Consider the following 23,527-nt stretch of genomic DNA (forward strand, 5'->3'; position numbering starts at 1 on the left):
CCGGGCACACACGACGGCGGCGGCACCCGGGATCACTCCGGGGGCCGCCGCCGTCGTGCGTGGCGCCTAGTTGAAGGAGTCGCCGCAGGCGCAGGAACCCGTGGCGTTCGGGTTGTCGATCGTGAAGCCCTGCTTCTCGATGGTGTCGACGAAGTCGATGGAGGCGCCGCCCAGGTACGGGGCGCTCATCCGGTCGGTGACGACCTTGACGCCGTCGAAGTCCTTCACGACGTCGCCGTCGAGCGAACGCTCGTCGAAGAAGAGCTGGTAGCGCAGGCCCGAGCAACCGCCGGGCTGAACGGCGACGCGCAGCGCCAGGTCCTCGCGGCCCTCCTGCTCCAGCAGGCCCTTGACCTTGGCTGCGGCGGCGTCCGAAAGGAGGATGCCGTCGTTCACGGTGGTGGTCTCGTCCGATACGGACATCTGCTTCTCTCCCGGGTTGTACGGACTGCTTGCCGACGTTTCAACCGTCGGGGCCGCGGATTCATTCCGGGCCAGGCGCCTGTCTGTTCCTTTTCATGCTCGCACACCACCCGGGCAGCCGGATGCGTCACATCGACGCTATCGGCATCGTCAACGTGACGCGAAGCGGTTATGATAGATAATGTCAAATAGACGAAAAGGCTAGTCCGCAGAGAAGAGAGGGTGCGTGACGTGACCACCGCCCAGCCCCTGGATGTACAGCCGTCGCCCCTCGCGCTGCTGCTGCTCGGCCGTGAGGCCGACCCGAAGAGCGAGCGCGGCGTCGAGTGCCCCGGCGACCTCCCCTCCCCGTCCGACCCGGACCTGGTGGAGCGCGCCCGTGCCGCGAAGGAGAAGCTCGGGGACAAGGTCTTCGTCCTCGGCCACCACTACCAGCGCGACGAGGTCATCCAGTTCGCGGACGTCACCGGCGACTCGTTCAAGCTCGCCCGGGACGCGGCGGCTCGCCCGGAGGCCGAGTACATCGTCTTCTGCGGCGTGCACTTCATGGCCGAGTCGGCGGACATCCTGACCACGGACGACCAGAAGGTCGTGCTGCCGGACCTGGCGGCGGGCTGCTCGATGGCCGACATGGCCACCGCCGAGCAGGTCGCCGAGTGCTGGGACGTCCTGACCGAGGCCGGTGTCGCCGGACAGGTCGTGCCCGTCTCGTACATGAACTCCTCCGCCGACATCAAGGCCTTCACCGGCAGGCACGGCGGCACGATCTGCACCTCGTCCAATGCGCGGACGGCCCTGGAGTGGGCCTTCGAGCAGGGCGAGAAGGTGCTCTTCCTCCCCGACCAGCACCTCGGCCGGAACACCGCCGTGCGGGACATGGGAATGACGCTGGAGGACTGCGTCCTCTACAACCCGCACAAGCCGGGCGGCGGCCTGACCACCGAGGAGCTGCGCGCCGCGAAGATGATCCTGTGGCGCGGGCACTGCTCGGTGCACGGGCGCTTCTCGGTCGAGTCCGTCAACGACGTGCGCGCCCGCATACCCGGCGTCAATGTGCTGGTGCACCCGGAGTGCAAGCACGAGGTCGTGGCGGCCGCGGACTACGTCGGTTCGACCGAATACATCATCAAGGCCCTGGAAGCGGCCCCGGCCGGCTCGAAGTGGGCGATCGGCACGGAGCTGAACCTGGTCCGCCGGCTCGCCGACCGCTTCGCGGCCGAGGACAAGGAGATCGTCTTCCTCGACCGGACGGTGTGCTTCTGCTCGACGATGAACCGGATCGACCTGCCCCACCTCGTCTGGACGCTGGAGTCCCTGGCCGAGGGCAATCTGGTCAACCGGATCGAGGTCGACCCGGAGACGGAGAAGTACGCGAAGCTCGCGCTGGAGCGGATGCTCGCGCTGGCGTAGCCGCGCGTCCCGCGCGGCCACAGTGAACAACGAAGGGGCCTGTCCCACGCGGTGGACGCGTGGGACAGGCCCCTTCGTTGTCAGCCGTCCGTCATGGAGCGGGCCGGCGGATCACACGCCCGAGGGCTCCGTCTCGCGGGCCTCGTCCGTGGCCCGCGCGGCCGGGGCAGCGGACTTCCCGGCCCGCTTGGCCGCCTTCTTGCCGGCCCGGCGCTCCTTGCGCAGCTCGACCATCGCGTACAGCGTCGGCACGAGCAGCAGCGTCAGCAGCGTGGAGGTGATCAGACCGCCGATCACCACGACCGCCAGCGGCTGCGAGATGAAGCCGCCCTCGCCGGTGACGCCGAGCGCCATCGGGAGCAGCGCGAAGATCGTCGCCAGTGCGGTCATCAGGATCGGGCGGAGCCGGTGACGGCCGCCCTCGACGACCGCCTCGACGATGCCCATGCCCTGCGACCGGTACTGGTTGATCAGGTCGATCAGCACGATCGCGTTGGTCACCACGATGCCGATCAGCATCAGCATGCCGATCATCGCGGGAACGCCCATCGGGGTGCCGGTGATGATGAGCAGCCCCAGCGCGCCGGTGGCCGCGAACGGGATGGAGATCAGCAGGATCAGCGGCTGGACCAGGGACCGGAAGGTCGCCACCAGCAGCATGAAGACGATCGCGATGGCCGCCAGCATGGCCAGGCCCAGCTTCATGAAGGCGTCGTTCTGGTCCTCGGAGACTCCGCCGATGGTGGCGGTGGCACCCTCCGGGAGGTCCAGGGCGTCGATCTTCGACTGGAGCGAGGCGGAGACCGCGCCGGTGTTGTCGCCGATGGGCTTGGCGGTGATCGTCGCGGCGCGCTGGCCGTCGATCCGGGTCATCGAGACCGGGCCGGGGACCAGCTTCACATCGGCGATCGTGCCGAGCTTGACCGGGCCGAGCGGCAGGTCCTTGAGCTCGGCCATCGTGGTGGCCGGGTGGGAGGACCGGACGATGACGTCACGCTCGGTGTCGTCCAGGATCGCCTTGCCGGACGGGGTGCCGCGCACCGCACCGGCGACGGCCGCGCCGAGCGTGGCCTGGTCGAATCCGGCGGCGGCCGCCTTGTCGTTGGCCTTGACCGAGATCCGGGGGATGCTCTGCGCCAGGTCGCTCTGGACGTCGGTGACGTCCTTGATCCCGCCGACCTCGGTGCGTACCGCTTCGGACGCCTTCTTCAGGACGTCGGCGTCGGAGGCCTTGACCACCACGCTGAGGTCCTGGCTGCCGAAGCCGTCGCCCGCGGCGATGGTGGTGTCCCCGATGCCGTCGAGCTTGCCGAGGGCCTCGTCGATGCGGTCCTGAGCGGCTTCGAATTCGGCCGCGTCCTTCAGGGTGACCTGGTAGGAGGCCTGGTTGGCGCCCGTACCGCCGCCGAAGGCCGCCATGAAGCCGGAGGAGCCGACGGTGACCTGGTAGTCCTTGACGCCCTTGTCGTCGTCGAGGACCTTCTCGACCTTCCGGGCCGCCTTGTCGGCGGCTTCCAGGCTGGTGCCGGGGGTCAGCTCCTGCTTGATGGAGAGGACTTCCTGCTCACCCTGGTCGAAGAAGTTCGTCTTGAGCAGCGGCACCATGCCGAAGGTGCCGAAGAGCACCGCGACGGCGATGACGATGCTGGTGATACGGCGCCGGGTCGCGAACTGCAGCACCGGGACGTAGAGCCGCTGGAGCTTGCTGGCCGCTTCCTTCTCCTCCGCCTTCCGGCGTGCCTCGGCCGGGTTCTCCTCCGTGCCCTTGGGGGCGCGCAGGAACCAGAACGAGAGGACCGGGACGACGGTCAGCGAGACCAGCAGGGAGGCCAGCAGGGCCGCGGTGACGGTGAGCGAGAACGAGCCGAAGAGCTGCCCGACCATGCCGCCGACCAGACCGATCGGGAGGAAGACGGCGACCGTCGTCAGGGTGGAGGCGGTGACGGCTCCGGCCACTTCCTTGACGGCCGCGATGATCGCCGGCTGGCGCTCCTCGCCGTAGCCGAGGTGCCGCTTGATGTTCTCCAGGACCACGATCGAGTCGTCGACGACACGGCCGATGGCGATCGTCAGGGCGCCGAGCGTGAGCATGTTCAGCGAGAGGTCGCGGGTCCAGAGAACGATCAGCGCGAGGACCACGGAGAGCGGGATGGAGACCGCGGTGACCAGGGTCGAGCGCAGCGAGGCGAGGAAGACCAGGATCACGATGACCGCGAAGACGAGGCCGAGCGCGCCCTCGGTGGTCAGACCGGAGATCGCCTTGGAGACGGCGGGGCCCTGGTCGGAGACGACGGTCAGTTCGGCGCCGGCGCCGAGGTCCTTGCGCAGGTCCGGGAGCTTCTCCTTGACGGCGTCCGAGATGGCGACGGCGCTGCCGTCCTTGTCCATCGTCGCCATGACGGCGAGGCTCGGCTTGCCGTTCGTCCGGGTGATGGAGACCGCGGTGGAGGGCTCCTGCTTCACCTCGGCGACGTCACCGAGGCGGACCGGCTTCCCGGGCTGACCGGTCGCCGGGTCCTTGGCGGCGACCTGGAGGTCCTGGATCTGCTTCAGCGAGGTGAAGCCGCCGCCGACCTGGATGGTGCGGCTCTTGCCCGCCTCGGAGAACGAACCGGCCGGGACGGTGGCGCCGCCCGCCTGGAGCGCCTGGGCCAGCGATCCGGCGTTCAGTCCGGCCCCGGCGAGCTTCTTGTCGTCGGGGACGACGGAGATCTGGAGTTCCTGGACCCCGTCGACCGCGACCTGGCCGACACCCTCGATGTCCTCCAGGGCGGGGACGACCGTGCGGTCCAGCTGGTCGGCGAGCGCCTGCTGGTCCTTGTCGGCGGTGACGGCGAGGACCACGGTCGGGATGTCGTCGGTGGAACCGGCGATGACCTGGGGGTCCACGTCGTCGGGGAGCTGGATGCGGGCCCGGTTCACGGCCTGCTGGATGTCGGCGACGAGCTGCTTGGTGCCCTCGTCACCGAAGTCGAACGTCGCCATGATGACGGCGTTGCCCTCGCTGGCGGTCGAGGTTATGCCCTCGATGCCGTCGACGGCCTTGATGGAGTTCTCCAGGGGTTCGACGACCTGCTTCTCGACCACATCGGGAGACGCACCCGGATAGGGGGCCAGCACCGACACCATCGGGAGTTCGATGGTGGGCAGCAGTTGCTGCTTGAGCTGCGGGATCGCGATCGCTCCGAATACGAGCGCGACGATCGAGATCAGCCCGATCAGGGCCCGTTGCGCGAGGCTGAATCTGGACAGCCAGGACATGGGTGGGTCTCTCTTCTGTGGCTTGCGCGGCAGATGGGCAGGAGGTGGAACGGGGGAAGCCTCCCGCCGCTCGTACCGACCGGCACATGGAGGTTGGGGGAAGGAGCGGGGCCGGGCGTGCGCCTCCGGCGGGACTGAGGATCGGTGGATGGCCGAGCCGTGGTGAGTGGCGGCGACGCCGCAGATGTGCGTCCCCCGCCCCGCGACCCCGCCCCCAGGTACTGGTCGTTCTCATACGATCGCCGATCCGGGTTGCCGGGACGTCGGCCCCCGGGTTGCTTTCTTATGTCGCGCATACCGCAGGTGGAGTACGCCGGATCTCCACCTGTAGCCGCACCCGCCGCTCCACCCCTCCTCCACCAGGCGGCTCCGCGGTCACTCCAGACGGGCCCGTACCAGCCCCGACTCATAGGCGATGACGACGAGTTGGGCCCGGTCACGGGCACCGAGCTTCGCCATGGCCCGGTTCACATGGGTCTTGACGGTGAGCGGGCTGACGGCGAGCCGCTCGGCGATCTCGTCGTTGGAATGCCCCCCCGCGACCAGCACGAGCACCTCGCGTTCGCGCACGGTGAGCGCGGCGAGCCGGCCGGAGTACGCGGCGGAGTCCGGCCCCTCCCCCGAGCTTCCGCCCTGTGCGAGGAAGGTGGCGATGAGCCCCTTCGTCGCCGCAGGGGAGAGCAGCGCCTCCCCGCCCGCGGCGACACGGATGGCGTTGAGGAGTTCATCCGGTTCCGCGCCTTTTCCGAGGAAGCCCGAGGCTCCGGCGCGCAGTGACTGCACGACGTACTCGTCCACCTCGAAGGTGGTGAGCATGACGACGCGCACCTCCGCCAGATCCGGGTCGGCGCTGATCATGCGGGTGGCGGCGAGCCCGTCCGTGCCCGGCATCCGGATGTCCATCAGCACCACGTCGGCGCGCGTCGAGCGGGCCAGCTCCACGGCCTGCGCGCCGTCCGCCGCCTCCCCGACGACCTCCATGTCGGGCTCCGAGTCCACCAGCACCCGGAACGCGCTGCGCAGCAGCGCCTGGTCGTCGGCGAGCAGCACCTTGATCGGTGTCATCCGCGTCCCCCCGTCCTGCCCGCCGTGCCCGGCCGCTCCGGTTCACCCGTGCGGGTTCTGACCGGCAGGATCGCATGCACCCGGAATCCGCCTCCGTACCGAGGTCCCGCGGTGAGGGTGCCGCCGAGTGCGGTGACGCGTTCACGCATGCCGACGAGGCCGTGGCCGCCGCCGTGGCGGTCCTCGTCCTCGGCGGCGGGGCGGGCGTCACCGCCGCGGCCGTTGTCGAGCACCGTGACCTCGGCCGTGACCCCGACCCGTATGACGCTCACCTCGGCCCTGGCACCGGATCCCGCGTGTTTGCGGACATTGGTCAGCGCTTCCTGGATGACCCGGTAGGCGGCCAGGTCGACGGCCGCGGGCAGCGGGGGCTCGCTGTCGGCACAGGCCACCTCGACGGGGAGCCCGGCGTTGCGGAAGGTGTCCACGAGCCCACCGAGGACGGCGAGCCCGGGAGCGGGTTCGGTGGGGGCCTCGGGGTCGCCGGACTGCCGGAGCAGCCCGACCGTGGCCCGGAGTTCGTTGAGCGCCGAGCGGCTGGCGTCCCGGACGTGGGCGAGCGCCTCCTTGGCCTGGTCCGGGCGCCTGTCCATGACATGGGCGGCCACCCCGGCCTGGACGTTGACCAGGGCGATGTGGTGGGCGACGACGTCGTGCAGGTCCCGGGCGATCCGCAGCCGCTCCTCGGCGACCCGGCGGCGGGCCTCCTCCTCGCGGGTGCGCTCGGCACGCTCGGCGCGTTCCCTGATCGCGTCGACGAACGCGCGCCTGCTGCGGACCGCGTCCCCCGCGGCGCCCGCCATCCCGGTCCAGGCGAAGACGCCGAGGTTCTCCTGCGCGTACCAGGGGGACGAGCCGAAGACCATCGCGGCCACGGTCAGCACCGCCATGGTGACCAGGCCGACCCGCCAGGTGGTGGGCCGGTCGGTGCGCGAGGCGACGGTGTAGAGCGCGATGACGACCCCCATGACGACCGGGGCCGGCGGGTCCGTCACCACGAACTCCGCGGCCGACAGGGCACCGGTGAACGCGAGCACCGCCATGGGGCGCCTGCGGCGCAGCACGAGGGCTCCGGCACTGAGCACCATCATGAACACGCTGAAGACCCCGGGGCTGCGGGTGCCGAAGCTCGGCCTCCCGGCGTTCGCCGCGCCCGGGTCGGCGAACGACGCGCAGATCATGCTCAGGAACACGATGAGGGCGAGGGCCCCGTCGAACGCCAGGGGATGGTCCCGCAGCCAGCGGCGGGCACGCACGAGCCCGGTCGAGAGGGTGGTCACATCGGGCAACGGTACGGCGTGTCGTACACGGATCCGTCCGCACGGTGTGCGAATACGACCACAGAACCGCCACCGCCCCGCAGTCCGGGCCCGGAACCCGCGGCGGACAGCACGGTGCCCCGCGGCCGGCGGACCGGGCGGGGCACTGTGTCGAGCGGGTGCTGCCGGAGTGTGGAGCGGGGGTCGTGTGCGGCGGCTGTCAGCCGGGGATCAGCCCGTCGTCGCGGAGCATGGCGCGCACCTCTTCGAGGGTCGCGTCCGGCGACGGCAGGATCAGCCCGGACGGCTCCAGGGAGTCGTCCGGCAGGGGTGTACCGAGCTCGCGCACCTTGTCCAGGAGCGCGTGGAGCGTGGTGCGAAAGCCGGGGCCGTCGCCGCTCTCCATTTCCGCGAGCAGTACGTCGTCGAGCTTGTTGAGCTCGGCGACATGACTGTCGGCCAGTCTGACCTGGCCCTCCCCCATGATCCGTACGATCATGACGTTGCCCTTACTGCTTGTCGAACCTGTGCGGGGACTGCTGCGACTGCGGTGCGGCGTCCTGGACACCGCCCTCGATGGCCTGCTGCGAGGAGGAGCCGCCGGCCAGTTCGGCCTTCATGCGCTGCAGCTCCAGCTCCACATCCGTACCACCGGAGATCCGGTCCAGCTCGGCGGCGATGTCGTCCTTCGCCGTCCCGGTCGGGTCGTCCAGGGCTCCGGAGGCGAGCAGTTCGTCGATGGCGCCGGCCCGCGCCTGGAGCTGCTGGGTCTTGTCCTCGGCCCGCTGGATCGCCAGACCGACGTCGCCCATCTCCTCGGAGATCCCGGAGAAGGCCTCGCCGATCCGGGTCTGCGCCTGGGCTGCCGTGTAGGTCGCCTTGATCGTTTCCTTCTTCGTGCGGAAGGCGTCGACCTTGGCCTGAAGACGCTGGGCCGCGAGAGTGAGCTTCTCCTCCTCGCCCTGCAGCGTGGTGTGCTGCGTCTCCAGGTCCGTGACCTGCTGCTGGAGGGCGGCGCGCCGGGACAGCGCCTCGCGGGCCAGGTCCTCGCGGCCGAGCGCGAGCGCCTTGCGGCCCTGGTCCTCCAGCTTGGACGACTGTCCCTGCAGCTGGTTCAGCTGCAGCTCCAGCCGCTTGCGCGAGGTCGCCACATCGGCGACGCCGCGGCGCACCTTCTGAAGCAGCTCCAGCTGCTTCTGGTACGAGTAATCGAGGGTCTCGCGCGGATCCTCGGCCCGGTCAAGGGCCTTGTTTGCCTTCGCGCGGAAGATCATCCCCATACGCTTCATGACACCGCTCATGGGCTTCGCGCGCCCCCTTCTGACGGACTGAGCTCCAGCACTCCAACAGAACCCACAGTACGGGCCCTGTCTCTATTACCGCACTGTTCGGACGCGGATGTGCTCCTCCCAAAGGACGACTGCACCCGGTGAACGCTCCAGCCCAGGGAGTAGGTGGTGGTCAGGGAGGCGGGTGACAAACGCCCGTTCTGCCCCTGTCAGGACCGTCTCGGGGGGCGGGCCGTTGCCGGATCGTTCCCGCCCGGTCCGCCCGTGCCGCGGCCGACCCCGTACCCTTGGGTTTTGTGTTCCGTAGCCGTGCCAAGGAAGAGAAGGTCCCCACCGACAAGGTGACGACGGACCTCTCCAGGCAGTCCCGCGACCCGCAGGCCCCCAAGGGCCGCCCGACCCCCAAGCGCAGCGAGGCCCAGACGCAGCGCCGGCGTGCCTCCAGCACGCCGACCGACCGCAAGGCGGCCATGAAGCGCCAGCGCGAAGCGCGCCGCGTCGACATGGCCAAGCAGCGTGAGGCGCTCGCCACTGGCGACGAGCGCTACCTCCCCGTGCGCGACAAGGGGCCGGTCCGGCGCTTCGTCCGTGATTTCGTGGACTCGCGCTTCTGCGTGGCCGAGTACTTCCTGCCGCTCGCAGTGATCATCCTGATCCTCAGCGTGATCCAGATCCAGAACATCCAGAACATCTCGCTGCTGCTCTGGCTCGGCGTGATCGTGCTGATCGTGGTCGACTCGATCGGTCTCGCGTTCCGGCTCAAGAAGCAGCTGCGGGAGCGTTTCCCGGACACCCCGAAGCGCGGCGCCGTCGCGTACGGCCTGATGCGCACGCTCCAGATGCGCCGCCTGCGGCTTCCCAAGCCCCAGGTCAAGCGCGGAGAGCGGCCCTGAGTACGGAGACCTCCGGATTCACGGGGGTCTCATCGGCGTGGCTGGACGGTCTCGGCGGCCTGCGCAACACGGTCCGCCAGGAACTCGTCGCCCGGCAGCTGGACGAGCAGATAGCCGCGCGCTTCCCGGTGGGGCAGCGGCTGCGGGTGCTCGACGTCGGCATGGGCCAGGGCACCCAGGCCCTGCGGCTGGCGCGGGCCGGGCACTCGGTGACCGGTCTGGAGTCCGACGCGGCCATGCTGCGGGCGGCCCGTGAGTCGCTGTCGGTGGAGCCCGAGGGCATCCGGGAGCGGGTCAGGCTGATCGAGGGCGACGGCCGGGACACCGGGGTGCACTTTCTGCCCGGCAGCTTCGACGTGGTCCTCTGCCACGGCGTGCTGATGTACGTACCGGAGCCGGACCCGATGCTCGCGGGCCTGGCCCGGATGCTGGCCCCCGGCGGGCTGCTCTCGCTGCTCGTACGGAACGCGGACGCGCTGGCGATGCGCCCCGGGTACGCCGGGGACTTCGCGGGCGCGCTGGCGGCCTTCGACACCGCCACGTACACCAACCGGCTCGGCCTCACGGTGCGGGCCGACCGGCTCGACGCCCTGACGGCCACCCTCGCCGGGATCGCGGCGCCGCTGCACGCCTGGTACGGGGTCCGGGTCTTCACGGACAACGTGGGCAACGATGTGGAGCTGCCCGCCGCCACGGAGCTGGAGCAGCTGCTGGCCGCGGAGGACCGGGCCGCGCGGACGGATCCCTACCGCCGGGTGGCGGCGCTGCTGCATCTGTGCGGCGTACGCGGCTGACGCTGCGGGAAGCGGGCCGCGGGTGCGGCCGCGGGTGGGCGGCGCGGGCGGCGGCGCTGCCCCGTTCGGCCCATCAGCGCAGGCCGCGCGGGGGTCGGTGCCATGAGACTCCGGACATGGACTCATCACACTCCCGACACTCCCGCAGCCGGGTGCGACGGCTGCTGATGCCGCTGGCCGCGGGTGTCTGCGCGATCACCCTGGTGGGCGGCTGCTCCGATTCCGGCTCCGGCTCCGTGGAGCCCGGCTCCAGTCCGTCGGGCGCGGCACAGGGTTCGGCCTCCCGCGCCACCAATGACCTCCAGGACGACTACCAGGCCGTCATCAAGGACGTACTGCCGTCGGTCGTGCAGATCGACGCCTCCGACAGCCTGGGCTCCGGCATCGTCTACGACGGCAAGGGGCATATCGTCACGAACGCCCACGTCGTCGGCGAGGAGAAGTCCTTCAAGGTCAGCGTCGCCACCGGGGGCAAGGTCCTCGGCGCCTCGCTCGTCGCCTCGTATCCGGAACAGGATCTGGCCGTCATCAAGCTCGACGCGGTCCCCGACGGGCTGAAGGCGGCGAAGTTCGGCGACTCGGAGAAGGTCGAGGTGGGGCAGATCGTGATGGCGATGGGCTCGCCGCTCGGCCTGTCCAGCAGCGTCACACAGGGCATCGTCTCGGCCCTCGGCCGGACCGTGAGCGAGAGCCGTTCGGGCGGCGGTACCGGGGCGACCATCGGCGACATGGTGCAGACCTCCGCGGCGATCAACCCGGGCAACAGCGGTGGCGCGCTGGTGAACCTCAACAGCGAGGTGATCGGCATTCCGACGCTGGCGGCGACCGACCCCCAGATGGGTGACAGCGCGGCGCCCGGGATCGGGTTCGCGATCCCGGTCTCGATGGTGAAGACGGTCGCCGACCAGATCATCAAGTACGGCAGGGTCACCGACTCGGGGCGGGCGGCGCTGAACATCACCGGCCGCACGGTCGTCGACGACAGCTACCGGCCGGCCGGGGTGGCGCTGGTCAGCGTGACCAAGGGCGGCGCCGCCGACAAGGCGGGGCTGCGGGTCGGCGACATCATCACCAAGGTGGGCGACGCCCCGGTCACGACGATCACGTCGCTCTCGGAGGCCCTGGCGGGCAAGAAGCCCGGCCAGAAGGTCGCGGTGACCTACACGCGCGGCGGCTCGGAGCGCACGGCCGAGGTCACGCTGGGCGAGATCTGACCGGTCCGGGGCCGCGGACCGCACACGCGGGCAGCCGGTACGGACCTACGCGGCGGAACCGGAAACGGAATCCGGAGCGGAATCCGGAGCGGAATCCGGAGCGGAGCCGATAGGGACGTCCGTACGGGCAGTCGGTACGGGAGCCGGTACGGGAGCGAAAAGGGCGGGCGGTACAGGAGTCCGTACGGACAGCCGGTACGGGAGCGAAAAGGGCGGGCGGTACAGGGGGAAATCCCCGTACCGCCCGCCCGTCCCGTTCTCCGACGTCCCGCCGTACGGGACCGCGCGGTCCTCCCGGCGTCAGGCCTGGTCGGACGCGTCGGCCCTGTCCGCCGCGTCGGCGCCGTCGGCCCCGTCCGCGCGCAGGCTCATCGGGCCGTAGATCCTGGCCGAGTCCTCGAACAGCGTCGCCTGCTCCGCCCCGCCCGCCAGGAGCTCCTTCCAGAACTCACCGATCCAGGACTCCGCGTCCCCCTGCGTCGTGAACTCCTCCGGCTGCAGCGCCGGCTCCGTCTCCGTACCGTCGGACTTCTCGAACCGCCACGTCCACGCCATGTCCGCCTCCTGGGTCACGTTGCTGCCCGAAGCCTAGCCGGGCGCGCACCCCGAGCGGGGACGCGGGAGGATCATCGTGTGGAACTGACTCTGCTCGGCACCGGAGCCTCCGGCGGGCTGCCCCGGCCCGACTGCCCCTGCGCCGTCTGCGCGACGGCCCACGGCCCGCGGGCACGGGCCGCGACCGCCCTGCTGGTCGATGACGCGCTGCTTCTCGACCTCACCCCCGGGGCCGTGCTCGCGGCCGCCCGCGCGGGGCGTTCGCTGACCGGGGTGCGCCAGGTGCTGCTGACCCATCCCCACGACGGGCCCGCCGTCGAACTGCCCGCCGTGCTGCCGCCTGCCGGGCGGGTGCCGGACGGCCAGGTACTGACGCTGATCAGCGGACACCGGGTGCGGGCGGTGCCGATGGACGCCCCGGGGACCGGTTACGAGGTGACCTCACCGGAGGGCGAACGGCTGCTGTACCTCCCGCCGGGAGCGGCGCCCGCCGGGCTCACCGACCGGGCGACGGCGCCGTACGACATGGTGGCCGGCGATGTGATCGCCCGGCCCGACGCCGTGGCCCGGCTGCGGGCCGTCGACGCGATCGGCCCGACCACCGAGGTCATCGCCGTCCATCTGGACCACGACGCACCGCCGGGCGCCGCGCTGGACCGGCAGCTCGCGGCCGCCGGGGCGCGGGCCGTGCCGGACGGCACGACGCTGGTGGTGGGCGAATACCACGCGGTACCGGACGTGCCCCGGCGCACGCTGGTGACCGGTGGCGCGCGGTCCGGGAAGTCGCTGGAGGCCGAGCAACGCCTGGAGACCTTTCCCGCGGTGGTGTACGTGGCGACCGGTGGCCGCCGCGACGGCGACGCCGAGTGGGCGGCGCGGGTGGGACTGCACCGGGAGCGCCGGCCCGCCGCGTGGCAGACCGAGGAGACCTGCGAGCTGGCGGAGCTGCTGTCGGCGGACGGGCCCCCGCTGTTGATCGACTGCCTGTCGCTGTGGCTGACGGACGCGATGGACCGGGTGGGTGCCTGGGACGACGCGCGGTGGGCGGACGGTGGCGAGGAGGCGCTGCGGGAGCGGGTCGCGGAGCTGGTCGGCGCGGTGCGCGCGACCCGGCGGAAGGTGGTGGCGGTGACCAATGAGGTGGGCGCGGGAGTGGTACCGGCGACGGCCGCGGGGCGGCGGTTCCGGGACGAGCTGGGGCGGCTGAACGCGGCGGTCGCGGCCGAGTGCGAGGAAGTGCTGCTGGTGGTGGCGGGACAGGTGCTGGTACTGCGGGGGTGAGCCCGCCCCGGGCGGAGCGAGCCCCCTCCGGGGAGAGCCCGCCTCCGGCCGTACTCGTGGGGAAGCGGCACCGGTACTGTTCCCGGCAGGAGCCCGCCGCCGGGTTCCCGGACCCCGACGTGACGACCCGCGAGGCAGACCTCCGTGAATCTGGACGACTTCTCCGACCTGATCGAACGCCCCGACGGCGGTGTACGGCGCGATGCCGAGGAACGCCGGGAGCGGCTGACCGTTCCCCCGGGTGCGCTCGGCCGCCTCGACGAGCTGGCCGAGTGGCTCTCCGCCGCGCAGCAGTCCGTGCCGGTCAAGCCGGTCGAGCAGCCGCGCGTGGTGCTCTTCGCCGGTGACCACGGGGTCGCGGAGCTGGGGGTGTCCGGCCGCGCGGCGGGGGGTGCCCACGAGCTGGTCCGGGCCGCGCTGGACGGCGCGAGCCCCGTATCGGTGCTGGCCCGCCGCTTCTCCGTGCCCCTGCGGATCATCGACGCGGGGGTGGACTGCGACCCGGAACTGCTGCCCGAGTCCGTCGTACGGCACCGGGTGCGGCGCGGCAGCGGGCGGATCGACATCGAGGACGCGCTGACGGCGGATGAGGCCGAGCAGGCGGTACGCCTGGGCATGGCGATCGCCGACGAGGAGGCCGACTCCGGCACCGACCTGGTGGTGCTCGGCGATCTGAGTGTCGGCGGCACCACGGCCGCGGCCACGCTGATCGCCGCGCTGTGCGGCACGGACGCCTCCGTGGTCACCGGGCGCGGCGGTGCGGGCATCGACGATCTGGCGTGGATGCGCAAGTGCGCGGCTATCCGGGACGCGCTGCGCCGGGCCCGGCCGGTCCTCGGTGACCAGTTGGAGCTGCTGGCCACGGTCGGCGGCGCGGATCTGGCCGCGACGACGGGCTTCCTGCTCCAGAGCGCGGTGCGCCGGATGCCGGTGATCCTGGACGGCGTCGTCTCGGCGGCCTGTGCGCTGGTGGCGCAGCGGGCGGCGTTCCGGGCTCCGGACTGGTGGCTGGCGGGTCAGGTCAGCGGTGAGCCCGCGCAGACGAAGGCGCTGGACCGGATGGCCCTGACGCCGCTGCTCGACCACGGTGTCACGGTCGGCGAGGGCAGCGGAGCTCTGCTCGCCCTGCCGCTCGTCCAGGCCGCGGCGGCGCTGGCGGCCGAACTCCCCGAGCGCGCGCCGGAAGCGGACACGGAGGCGGAGGCGGAAGCGGACGACGGCGCGGAGGCGGAAGCGGACGACGGCGCGGACTCCGACGCTCCTCCCGCCGACGCCGACAACGCCGGCCCCGTGAAGAGCGACGCGAAGAGCGGCGGCTGACCGCACCGCTCCCGGACACCCGCGGGCTGCGCAGACCGGCCGCAGCCCGCGTCACCACGATCCGCGACGCCCCATATGATCGCGTTTCATGGGAGAGGTCCGATTGTCCAGTGAGGAGGCCGGACGCAGTACCGTCCGGTCACGGCGCAGCGCGGCGTTCGCCATCTGGTACCTGCGTGTCGTCTCGTTCATCAATTTCCTGAGCGCCGTCTGGGTCACCCTCGGCCAGGACCTGCGGCGCCACAACACCGAGAACTTCTTCACGCCCTATCTGCTCACCGCGGGCTTCTCGTCCGGGGTGGTCGCGCTCTTCCTGGCGGTCACGATGCGCCGGCGCAAGCGGGCCGCCTGGATCCTCAATGTGGTGGCGGGCGGGCTTCTGCTGCTGCTCCTGGCTCTCGCGTTCTTCTTCCCGGAGATCAGGCAGCACGCGCAGAACTGGATCTCACTGGCCCTCACCGCGGGGTTCGTCCTGGCGCTGCTGCTGGGACGGCGGGAGTTCTACGCGAAGGGCGACCGCTCCAACCCCAGGCTGGCGGCCGTCGTGGCGGCCGTCGGGCTGCTGGTCACCTCGCTGCTCGCCGCGGGGCTGGTCACCCTCACCAACACCGCGCACGACGACTACCGCTCGACGTTCCTGGACCGCTGGCGCTACGGGGCGCTGCGGCTGGTCTCGGTCGCGGCGGACGACTCACGGTTCCCCGGCATCACCACGCCGAGCTGGGTCGATGTCGTGATCAACATCCTGTCCACGCTGCTGCTGATCGCCGTGGTGTACGTGGCGTTCCGGGCCCGCCGGGCCGTCGACGCGCTCACCCCCGGGGACGAGGCGAAGCTCCGCGGGCTCCTGGACAAGTACGGCGACCGCGACTCGCTCGGCTACTTCGCGCTGCGCCGCGAGAAGAGCGTCGTCTGGTCACCGACCGGGAAGGCGGCCGTGGTCTACCGGGTGGTCGGCGGGGTCTCCCTCGCCTCCGGGGACCCGATCGGCGACCCCGAGGCCTGGCCCGGCGCGATCACGCCGTGGCTGGCCGAGGCCCGGGAGCACGGCTGGATCCCGGCGGTCATGGGCGCGAGCGAGGAGGCGGGCACCGTCTACGCCCGGCACGGTCTCGACGCGCTGGAACTGGGCGACGAGGCGATCGTGGAGACGGCCGACTTCACCCTCGAAGGGCGCGCGATGCGCACCGTGCGCCAGGCGTACAACCGGGTCCGGCGGGCCGGTTACGAGGTGACCGTCCGGCGGCACGCGGACATTCCCGCCGACGAGATGGCCGAGTTGCTGCGCCGCGCCGACGACTGGCGCGACGGGGCCACCGAACGCGGCTTCTCCATGGCTCTCGGGCGCCTGGGCGACCCGGCGGACGGGCAGTGCGTGATGCTGGAGTGCCGCGACGCCCCCGTGGCGAGCGCCGCCCCCGGCGACGGCGACACCGCGGACGGCAGCGGGGCGGACCGGAAGCCGGGCGAGCTGCGGGCCGTCCTGAGCTTCGTCCCCTGGGGCCCGCACGGCCTCTCGCTGGACCTGATGCGCCGCGACCGGGACGCGGAGAACGGCCTGATGGAGTTCATGGTCATCGAGCTCCTCCAGCGTTCCGGGGAGATCGGGATCACGCAGGTCTCGCTCAACTTCGCGATGTTCCGGTCCGTCTTCGAGAGGGGATCGCGGCTGGGTGCCGGACCGGTGCTGCGGCTGTGGCGCTCCCTGCTGAGCTTCTTCTCGCGCTGGTGGCAGATCGAGTCGCTCTACCGTGCCAACGCCAAGTACCGACCGATCTGGGAGCCCCGCTTCATGCTCTTCGAGAAGAGCGCCGACCTGTTGCGCATCGGCGTCGCGGCGGGCCGCGCCGAAGGGTTCCTGGAGGCTCCCGGGCTGCCCAAGTGGATGCACCGCACACATCTGGAAACCCATAGATGACCGTCCGTACGGGCGCCCTGCGCTCGGCGGCCCGCCGGGAGTGGGGGCCGCTGCTGGGAACCGTACGGCGGGCGCTGGCGGCACACGGGGCGCGGGCCGTCCCGCTGACACTCACGGCCGTGTTCCTGACGGCGCTGATACAGGTGGCGCAGAACCAGACCTGGGGATTGCGGACCGTGCGGAACCTCGGCGCGGTGCAGGCCGAGGACCCGTTGTGGCTCGCTCTGCTGCGTACCCCGTTGTCGCTGTTCGTCCCCGCGCTCGACCTGCCGGTGTGGGGTGCGCTGGCGCAGCTGCTCCTGGTGTTCGGCATCGCCGAGATCACGCTGGGGCGCGGGCGCACGCTGGGTATCGCGTATCTGGCGACACTGGCCGGAACCCTGTACGCGCGGATCGGCGTGGCGGTCGGCCCGGCGGGGTTCCTCGGACTGCCGGCCTCCGACGCCCAGGTCGTGGACACGGGGCCGTCGGCGGCGGTGGTGGGGCTCGCGGTGTACGTCTGCTGCGCCTACCGGGCCTGGTTCACCGGGGCGCTCGTGATCGTGGCGATGGTGGTGGAGATCGTCTTCAAGGACAACCTGGCGGGCAAGGAGCATCTCGCCGCGATCGCCGCCGTGCTGGTGCTGTGCGCCGTGGCGGAGTGGCGCCGGCGCACGCGCGGGCACGGTCAGGACCGGGGTGCGGGCGGCAGCGGCACCCGGTCCGGGGCCCCGCCGATGAGGTCCTGAAACCTGCGGCGCGGTCCCGCCCACCGCACATCGTGGTGGTAGGCGCGCAGCACCGCCCGGGCGCGGGCCCGGTGTCTGTTCCGGTAGAAACGCCTCGCCCACAGCGAGGTCGGCCGGGCCAGCCGGATCGCGCCGATCAGCGCGACGAACGGGACGAGCGTGCCGACCACCGCCATCCGCGCCTTGCCCTTGAACAGGGCGATCAGCACGAAGCAGAAATTGATCATGACGGACAGGATGACGCTCAGCCGGCTCTGCTGTTCGTCGCCGCTGACGTCGTCCACCCCCAGCGGTGAGAAGCCCGCGAGGACCAGCAGGACGAGCGAGGCCGTCAGGACGACGACCTCCACACTGCGGCGGCCCTCCTCGGTCCAGTACACGTCGTCGAGGTGGAGGATCAGCGCGAACTCGTCGAGCACGAGCCCCGCTCCCACCCCGAAGATCACCGCGAAGACCCCGGCGGTCACCCCCTGACGGCCGCTCGCGACCGCGCCGAAGCCGCCGACCACGGACAGCACGACCCCGGGCACCACGTGGTGGATGTGCACCCCGCCCGGGGTGATGTTGCGGAACGGCCCCTTCCCCGCCCGGATCATGCGGGTGATCGTGCGGGTGACCGCGAAGGTCAGCACGAAGGCGCTCAACGCCAGGAGCAGCGGGAGTTTGCCCGGCTCGGTGATGTTGGTGTACCACCAGTGACCCATGCCACCCACTCCCGATACGTCACATTGCTCCACTCCGGAGGCATTTGCCCAATCTATCGGCGAGATGAACCGGCTAGCCTGCCCGCGGTGACCTCCCTGAACAGCCACGGCGTACGTTTCGCCTTCGGCACGCTGACCGTGCTCCCCGTCCGCGTCACCCGCTGGGACCGCGGGAGCGCCCGCGCCGGAATGCTCTGCGCCCCGCTCGCCGGTCTCGTCGTGGGCCTGCTCGCCGCCGCGCTCGGCTCCCTGCTGCTGCTGTCCGGGGCGGGGCCGCTGCTCGCGGCGGTCGCCTCCGTCGCGGCGCCCGCGGCCCTCACCCGGGGACTGCACCTGGACGGCCTGGCGGACACCGCGGACGGCCTCGGCAGCGCCAAACCGGCCGAGGACGCCCTGCGGATCATGAAGCAGTCGGACATTGGGCCGTTCGGTGTCATCACGCTGCTCCTGGTCCTGCTGGCCCAGGTCGCGGTCCTCTTCCAGCTGTACGGGCAGGGCTGGGCGCACGGCGCGCTGGGGGCGGCCGTCGCCGCCGTCGCGGCCCGGCTCGCGCTCACTCTGGCATCGCGTCAGGGAGTGCCCGCGGCCCGCCCGGAGGGACTGGGCGCGGTGGTCGCGTCCACGGTTCCGGTGGGGCGCGCGGTGGCGGCCGGGATCCTCACGGTGGCGGGCTGCGCGGCGGCGGGGGCGCTGCTGGGCCCGTACGGGGCACTGCGCCACGCTCTCGCCGTACTGGGCGCCCTCGTGGCCGCCGAGCTGCTGCTCAGGCACTGTGTGCGGCGCTTCGGCGGAGTGACCGGAGATGTCTTCGGCGGGCTGGAGGAGACGGCGGCGACAGCGGCCCTGGTGATCCTGGCGCTGGGGGCGTGAGCTGCCGGGCCGACCCGACCGCACCCGCCCTGGAACAGCGACCGGACAAGGAACCGCGAGCGGAACCGGATACGGAGGCAGAACCGGAACCGGAAGCGGAACCCCCGCCCCGGGCTCCGGTCAGCAGGCCTGCCGCCAGACGCCGAGCTCGTACTTCTTCAGCAGGGAGCTCAGCCCCAGCCGCCGGGAGTCCGGGCAGAACCGGGCCACCGGAAGCTCGTACTCGACGTGGAAGACGGCTTTCCCCGCCTCGATGAACGGGGTGAGATCCCCGCATTCCCCGTACTGGGCGCACTGTTCGTTGACCGCGAAGTCGAAGTCCCCCACCAGCTGCGGGATCTGGTCCAGGTCGTTCTTCAGTCCCACGGCGAGCCCGTGCCGGTGGGCGATGCGGGCGATGAGGCGGTTGTAGCGCAGCTGGTCGGCGGCGGTGAGCGGAAAGCCGGTGCGATTGCGGTAGCCGTCCATGTTGTCCGGCTCCACGGCGTCGAATCCCTTCTTCGCGCACATGGCGATCCGGGCCTCCATCAGCGGTTCCAGGATGTCGACGGCGCGGATGTCGAACCAGCGCTCGCCCTCCCAGCCGTTGCCCCGGCCGAGCACCGCGGCGGGGAACTCTCCGGCGTCCGGGCGGAAGTCCTCCCAGGCGCCGGTGGAGAGGTAGCAGATCACCTTGCGGTCCCGGCGGTGCAGACCGGCCACCGCCGCCGCGTCGTGATCGAAGCCGTCGATGTCGTACACCGGGACGTCGACCGTCGGATCGAGCCGGCCGGACAACTGCCACTGCCAGTCCAGACCCGGCTCCGGACGCCAGTGGGACCCGGTGTCCGGACCGGCGGAACCCGGGCGCTCCGAAGGGCCGGATTCCGGCCGCCCCGGGGTACAGCCGGAGAGCAGGACCAGCAGAATCAGTACGGTGACGGGCACCGGCGACCACCGCCGCGTACCCTCTGCCCCACCCCTGCCCCGCACCGTTCCCCCGCTTCTCCAGGTTTCTCCCGGCTTCCCGGCCTGCCCGGCACCGGCCGGAACAACGACCCTACTGCGGGGCCGCGTTCCCTCCGGCCCCGCCCTGCGGGGAGGACCGCCGGAGCGCTGCGGGAGCAGCGCCGGAGCACCGCGGCGGGGCCGGGCGGGACCGGGAACGGCCCGCCGCCGTGATCCAACAGGAAAGGCGCGCGTAGGCTCATTCCCGGCACATTGCGGCGGCGTCTACGATGCGCCGGGCACGGTCGGCCCACCCCTCGACCGACACAGAACTCAACGGAAGCGAGATTTCACCACCGTGACTGCTCTCACTCTCAGCACCTCAGGCGCGGCGACGCTGCGCGCCGACGCACTCGTCGTCGGCGTCGCGAAGGGTGCCAAGGGCCCGGTCCTCGCACCGGGCGCCGAGGCCGTGGACAAGGCGTTCGACGGAAAGCTCGCCACCGTCCTGGAGACCCTGGGTGCCACCGGTGCCGAGGGCGAAGTGACCAAGCTGCCCGCGCCGTCCGGCCTCAAGGCCCCGGTCGTCATCGCGGTCGGTCTCGGTCCGGTCCCGGACAAGGACGACGCGTACGACTCCGAGGCGCTGCGCCGCGCCGCGGGCAGCGCCGCCCGCGCGCTGACCGGTTCGAAGAAGGCCGGCTTCGCCCTGCCGGCCGAGTCCGTCGAGGACGCCGGGGCCGTCGCCGAGGGCGCGCTGCTCGGCGCGTACGCCTTCACCGCCTACCAGGGCGGCGAGAACAAGCTCGCCCCCAAGGGCAAGAAGGACAGCGGTCCCAAGCAGCCGCTCGCCGAGGTGGCCCTGCTCGGCGCCAAGCCGCGCGACAAGGCGTTCAAGGCCGTCGCCGAGCGCGCCGTCGCCCTCGCCGAGGAGATCAACCGCGCCCGCGACCTGATCAACACCCCGCCGAACGACCTGTACCCCGAGTCCTTCGCCGCCGTGGCCACCGCCGCCGGCAAGGAGCACGGCGTCAAGGTGCAGATCCTCGACGAGAAGGCGCTCGTCAAGGGCGGCTTCGGCGGTCTGCTGGGTGTCGGCCAGGGCTCGTCCCACGGCCCCCGCCTGGTGAAGCTCGCCTACACCCACCCGAAGGCGGAGAAGACCCTGGCCCTCGTGGGCAAGGGCATCACCTACGACTCGGGCGGCATCTCGCTGAAGCCGGCCGGCCACAACGAGACGATGAAGTGCGACATGAGCGGCGCCGCCGCCGTGTTCGCCGCCGTCGTCGCGGCCGCCCGTATCGGCCTCCAGGTCAACGTCACCGGCTGGCTGGCGCTCGCCGAGAACATGCCGTCCGGCAACGCCACCCGCCCGGGTGACGTGCTGCGCATGTACAGCGGCAAGACCGTCGAGGTGCTCAACACGGACGCCGAGGGCCGTCTCGTGCTCGCCGACGCGCTGACCCGCGCCTCGGAGGAGAAGCCGGACGCGATCGTCGACGTGGCGACCCTGACCGGCGCGATGGTGCTGGCGCTCGGCAACCGCACGTTCGGCATCATGGCGAACGACGACGCCTTCCGTACCTCCATCCACGAGATCGCCGAGGAGGTCGGCGAGGCCTCCTGGCCGATGCCGCTCCCCGCCGACCTGCGCAAGGGCATGGACTCCCCGACCGCCGACATCGCCAACATGGGCGAGCGGATGGGCGGCGGCCTGGTGGCCGGTCTGTTCCTCCAGGAGTTCGTGGGCGAGGGCATCGCCTGGGCGCACCTGGACATCGCGGGCCCGGCCTTCCACGAGGGCGCGCCGTACGGTTACACGCCCAAGGGCGGCACCGGTTCCGCGGTCCGCACCCTGGTGCGGCTGGCGGAGCGCACCGCCGCCGGAGACCTCGGCTGAGTCAGCCGGTGTCGTACGGCCCCGGGCATATGTCCGGGGCCGTATGTGTTCTTCCGTCGGTATCGCCGCACGGTCCGGGCGGGTTTCGCTCTCGACGAAATCCGTACGTCTCCACGCAGCGGTAACCGTCCGGGACGGACGATCATCCGTCCCAGACCCGGGCCCCGCGTCCCGCCCACCGTCAACAAGTGCGAAGATGGGTTCTCGGCAGGACAGGGCCCCCACCACAGGGCCGAACAACAAAGCGGCCGAACACCAGCCGACCGGCCGGTCACACCCCAGCGACGGGGCCCGGCGTACGGCGCACATGCATGGAGGACGTGACGTGGCGAACGACGCCAGCACCGTTTTCGACCTAGTGATCCTCGGCGGTGGCAGCGGCGGGTACGCCGCGGCCCTGCGCGGAGCGCAGCTGGGCCTGGACGTCGCCCTGATCGAGAAGGGCAAGGTCGGCGGCACCTGCCTGCACAACGGCTGCATTCCCACGAAGGCGCTGCTGCACGCCGGCGAGATCGCCGACCAGGCACGCGAGGCCGGCCAGTTCGGCGTCAAGGCGACCTTCGAGGGCATCGACATCGAGGCCGTCCACGCGTACAAGGACGAGGTGATCTCCGGCCTGTACAAGGGCCTGCAGGGTCTCATCGCCTCGCGCAAGGTCCACTACATCGAGGGTGAGGGCCGGCTCTCGTCGCCCACCTCGGTGGACGTGAACGGCCAGCGCATCCAGGGCCGCCACGTGCTGCTGGCGACCGGCTCCGTGCCGAAGTCGCTGCCGGGCCTGGAGATCGACGGCAACCGGATCATCTCCTCGGACCACGCGCTGAAGCTGGACCGGGTCCCGAAGTCCGCGATCGTGCTGGGAGGCGGCGTCATCGGCGTCGAGTTCGCCTCCGCGTGGAAGTCCTTCGGCACCGAGATCACCATCGTCGAGGGCCTGAAGCACCTCGTCCCGGTCGAGGACGAGAACAGCTCGAAGCTTCTTGAGCGCGCGTTCCGCAAGCGCGGCATCAAGTTCAACCTCGGTACGTTCTTCGAGAAGGCCGAGTACACGCAGGACGGCGTCCGCGTGACCCTGGCCGACGGCAAGACCTTCGAGGCCGAGCTGCTTCTGGTCGCCATCGGCCGCGGCCCGGTCTCGCAGGGCCTGGGCTACGAGGAGGCCGGCGTCGCGATGGACCGCGGCTATGTCCTCGTCGACGAGTACATGCAGACCAACGTCCCGACCATCTCGGCCGTGGGCGACCTGGCCCCGACCCTCCAGCTCGCGCACGTCGGCTTCGCCGAGGGCATCCTGGTGGCGGAGCGGCTGGCCGGTCTCAAGACCGTCCCGATCGACTACGACGGCGTGCCGAAGGTGACGTACTGCCACCCCGAGGTCGCCTCCGTCGGTATCACCGAGGCCAAGGCCAAGGAAATCTACGGTGCGGACAAGGTCGTCGCCCTCAAGTACAACCTCGCGGGCAACGGCAAGAGCAAGATCCTGAAGACCGCGGGCGAGATCAAGCTCGTCCAGGTCAAGGACGGTGCCGTGGTCGGCGTCCACATGGTCGGTGACCGTATGGGCGAGCAGGTCGGCGAAGCGCAGCTGATCTACAACTGGGAGGCGCTGCCCGCCGAGGTCGCGCAGCTCATCCACGCCCACCCGACGCAGAACGAGGCCATGGGCGAGGCCCACCTGGCTCTGGCCGGCAAGCCTCTCCACTCCCACGACTGATC

General features: G+C 71.3%; 20 protein-coding genes. 11 read left to right on the plus strand and 9 right to left on the minus strand.

Annotated features, from left to right (window positions below; genetic code table 11):
• Positions 1-66: 66 nt before the first annotated feature.
• Positions 67-423, minus strand: a complete 357-nt coding sequence (locus ACIGJO_RS01750) for an iron-sulfur cluster assembly accessory protein (protein WP_073725163.1) — start codon at positions 421-423, stop codon at positions 67-69.
• A gap of 222 nt (positions 424-645) precedes the next feature.
• Here ACIGJO_RS01750 and nadA point away from each other — a divergent pair, with 222 nt between their 5' ends.
• The gene (nadA, locus tag ACIGJO_RS01755; protein ID WP_399950498.1) at positions 646-1,833 is read left to right on the plus strand and encodes a quinolinate synthase NadA; all 1,188 of its coding nucleotides are present in this window, start codon (positions 646-648) and stop codon (positions 1,831-1,833) included.
• 111 nt (positions 1,834-1,944) lie between these two features.
• On the opposite strand, the gene ACIGJO_RS01760 is transcribed toward nadA, so the two are convergent.
• From ACIGJO_RS01760 to ACIGJO_RS01780, 5 genes are all read right to left on the minus strand, one after another.
• On the minus strand, positions 1,945-5,094 hold the full coding sequence (locus tag ACIGJO_RS01760) for an efflux RND transporter permease subunit (protein WP_399950501.1): 3,150 nt from the start codon (positions 5,092-5,094) through the stop codon (positions 1,945-1,947).
• A gap of 375 nt (positions 5,095-5,469) precedes the next feature.
• Entirely contained in the window at positions 5,470-6,159 is a 690-nt protein-coding gene (locus tag ACIGJO_RS01765; RefSeq protein ID WP_399950504.1) for a response regulator, read from the minus strand.
• Positions 6,156-7,439: a sensor histidine kinase gene (locus ACIGJO_RS01770; protein WP_399950507.1), complete on the minus strand. Its 1,284-nt coding sequence runs from the start codon at positions 7,437-7,439 to the stop codon at positions 6,156-6,158. The genes ACIGJO_RS01765 and ACIGJO_RS01770 overlap by 4 nt, the downstream gene beginning before the upstream one ends.
• A gap of 199 nt (positions 7,440-7,638) precedes the next feature.
• Complete coding sequence (locus tag ACIGJO_RS01775) at positions 7,639-7,917, minus strand: hypothetical protein (protein WP_399950511.1); 279 nt, start codon at positions 7,915-7,917, stop codon at positions 7,639-7,641.
• A 10-nt stretch (positions 7,918-7,927) separates the two neighbouring features.
• On the minus strand, positions 7,928-8,707 hold the full coding sequence (locus ACIGJO_RS01780) for a PspA/IM30 family protein (protein WP_399950514.1): 780 nt from the start codon (positions 8,705-8,707) through the stop codon (positions 7,928-7,930).
• Positions 8,708-9,003: 296 nt separating this feature from the next.
• Here ACIGJO_RS01780 and ACIGJO_RS01785 point away from each other — a divergent pair, with 296 nt between their 5' ends.
• The 3 genes from ACIGJO_RS01785 (at position 9,004) to ACIGJO_RS01795 (ending at position 11,608) form a co-directional block, all read left to right on the plus strand.
• Complete coding sequence (locus tag ACIGJO_RS01785; RefSeq protein ID WP_266930020.1) at positions 9,004-9,600, plus strand: DUF3043 domain-containing protein; 597 nt, start codon at positions 9,004-9,006, stop codon at positions 9,598-9,600.
• 59 nt (positions 9,601-9,659) lie between these two features.
• Complete coding sequence (locus ACIGJO_RS01790; RefSeq protein WP_329943463.1) at positions 9,660-10,394, plus strand: methyltransferase domain-containing protein; 735 nt, start codon at positions 9,660-9,662, stop codon at positions 10,392-10,394.
• A 116-nt stretch (positions 10,395-10,510) separates the two neighbouring features.
• The gene (locus ACIGJO_RS01795; protein WP_399950517.1) at positions 10,511-11,608 is read left to right on the plus strand and encodes a S1C family serine protease; all 1,098 of its coding nucleotides are present in this window, start codon (positions 10,511-10,513) and stop codon (positions 11,606-11,608) included.
• 300 nt (positions 11,609-11,908) lie between these two features.
• On the opposite strand, the gene ACIGJO_RS01800 is transcribed toward ACIGJO_RS01795, so the two are convergent.
• Positions 11,909-12,163, minus strand: a complete 255-nt coding sequence (locus tag ACIGJO_RS01800; protein WP_399950522.1) for a hypothetical protein — start codon at positions 12,161-12,163, stop codon at positions 11,909-11,911.
• 78 nt (positions 12,164-12,241) lie between these two features.
• Here ACIGJO_RS01800 and ACIGJO_RS01805 point away from each other — a divergent pair, with 78 nt between their 5' ends.
• From ACIGJO_RS01805 to ACIGJO_RS01820, 4 genes are all read left to right on the plus strand, one after another.
• Positions 12,242-13,444, plus strand: a complete 1,203-nt coding sequence (locus ACIGJO_RS01805; RefSeq protein WP_399950525.1) for a bifunctional adenosylcobinamide kinase/adenosylcobinamide-phosphate guanylyltransferase — start codon at positions 12,242-12,244, stop codon at positions 13,442-13,444.
• 144 nt (positions 13,445-13,588) lie between these two features.
• Positions 13,589-14,764 (plus strand): nicotinate-nucleotide--dimethylbenzimidazole phosphoribosyltransferase, encoded by a 1,176-nt coding sequence (gene cobT / locus ACIGJO_RS01810; RefSeq protein WP_399950528.1) that lies wholly within the window; start codon positions 13,589-13,591, stop codon positions 14,762-14,764.
• A gap of 88 nt (positions 14,765-14,852) precedes the next feature.
• Positions 14,853-16,682, plus strand: a complete 1,830-nt coding sequence (locus ACIGJO_RS01815; protein WP_399950531.1) for a phosphatidylglycerol lysyltransferase domain-containing protein — start codon at positions 14,853-14,855, stop codon at positions 16,680-16,682.
• Complete coding sequence (locus ACIGJO_RS01820) at positions 16,679-17,410, plus strand: hypothetical protein (protein ID WP_399950534.1); 732 nt, start codon at positions 16,679-16,681, stop codon at positions 17,408-17,410. The genes ACIGJO_RS01815 and ACIGJO_RS01820 overlap by 4 nt, the downstream gene beginning before the upstream one ends.
• Here ACIGJO_RS01820 and ACIGJO_RS01825 read toward each other — a convergent pair.
• A complete protein-coding gene (locus ACIGJO_RS01825) occupies positions 17,350-18,114 on the minus strand; it encodes a hypothetical protein (RefSeq protein WP_399950537.1) in 765 nt (254 codons plus the stop codon). The genes ACIGJO_RS01820 and ACIGJO_RS01825 overlap by 61 nt on opposite strands.
• Before the next feature lie 87 nt (positions 18,115-18,201).
• Between ACIGJO_RS01825 and ACIGJO_RS01830 the strand changes: the two genes are divergently transcribed.
• Positions 18,202-18,984 carry an adenosylcobinamide-GDP ribazoletransferase gene (locus ACIGJO_RS01830; protein WP_399950540.1) on the plus strand — a complete coding sequence of 261 codons (783 nt, stop codon included), beginning with the start codon at positions 18,202-18,204 and terminating at the stop codon, positions 18,982-18,984.
• 120 nt (positions 18,985-19,104) lie between these two features.
• Here ACIGJO_RS01830 and ACIGJO_RS01835 read toward each other — a convergent pair whose 3' ends face one another.
• Positions 19,105-19,911: an endo alpha-1,4 polygalactosaminidase gene (locus ACIGJO_RS01835; RefSeq protein WP_399950543.1), complete on the minus strand. Its 807-nt coding sequence runs from the start codon at positions 19,909-19,911 to the stop codon at positions 19,105-19,107.
• Between the two features lie 358 nt (positions 19,912-20,269).
• On the opposite strand from ACIGJO_RS01835, the gene ACIGJO_RS01840 reads away from it, so the two are divergent.
• On the plus strand, positions 20,270-21,811 hold the full coding sequence (locus tag ACIGJO_RS01840) for a leucyl aminopeptidase (RefSeq protein WP_399950546.1): 1,542 nt from the start codon (positions 20,270-20,272) through the stop codon (positions 21,809-21,811).
• Positions 21,812-22,136: 325 nt separating this feature from the next.
• Positions 22,137-23,525 (plus strand): dihydrolipoyl dehydrogenase, encoded by a 1,389-nt coding sequence (lpdA, locus tag ACIGJO_RS01845; RefSeq protein WP_399950549.1) that lies wholly within the window; start codon positions 22,137-22,139, stop codon positions 23,523-23,525.
• Positions 23,526-23,527 lie beyond the last annotated feature (2 nt).

This window comes from Streptomyces sp. NPDC079020 (assembly GCF_044542225.1).
Classification (GTDB): Bacteria; Actinomycetota; Actinomycetes; order Streptomycetales; family Streptomycetaceae; genus Streptomyces.

Excerpts from the sequence above, each read along its gene's own strand:
- ACIGJO_RS01820 (WP_399950534.1), top strand. The coding sequence starts at position 16,679 with ATGACCGTCCGTACGGGCGCCCTGCGCTCGGCGGCCCGCCGGGAGTGG.
- ACIGJO_RS01800 (WP_399950522.1), bottom strand. The coding sequence starts at position 12,163 with ATGGCGTGGACGTGGCGGTTCGAGAAGTCCGACGGTACGGAGACGGAG.
- ACIGJO_RS01760 (WP_399950501.1), bottom strand. The coding sequence starts at position 5,094 with ATGTCCTGGCTGTCCAGATTCAGCCTCGCGCAACGGGCCCTGATCGGG.
- ACIGJO_RS01750 (WP_073725163.1), bottom strand. The coding sequence starts at position 423 with ATGTCCGTATCGGACGAGACCACCACCGTGAACGACGGCATCCTCCTT.
- ACIGJO_RS01815 (WP_399950531.1), top strand. The coding sequence starts at position 14,853 with ATGGGAGAGGTCCGATTGTCCAGTGAGGAGGCCGGACGCAGTACCGTC.
- ACIGJO_RS01780 (WP_399950514.1), bottom strand. The coding sequence starts at position 8,707 with ATGAAGCGTATGGGGATGATCTTCCGCGCGAAGGCAAACAAGGCCCTT.
- ACIGJO_RS01765 (WP_399950504.1), bottom strand. The coding sequence starts at position 6,159 with ATGACACCGATCAAGGTGCTGCTCGCCGACGACCAGGCGCTGCTGCGC.
- ACIGJO_RS01775 (WP_399950511.1), bottom strand. The coding sequence starts at position 7,917 with ATGATCGTACGGATCATGGGGGAGGGCCAGGTCAGACTGGCCGACAGT.
- ACIGJO_RS01795 (WP_399950517.1), top strand. The coding sequence starts at position 10,511 with ATGGACTCATCACACTCCCGACACTCCCGCAGCCGGGTGCGACGGCTG.
- ACIGJO_RS01825 (WP_399950537.1), bottom strand. The coding sequence starts at position 18,114 with ATGGGTCACTGGTGGTACACCAACATCACCGAGCCGGGCAAACTCCCG.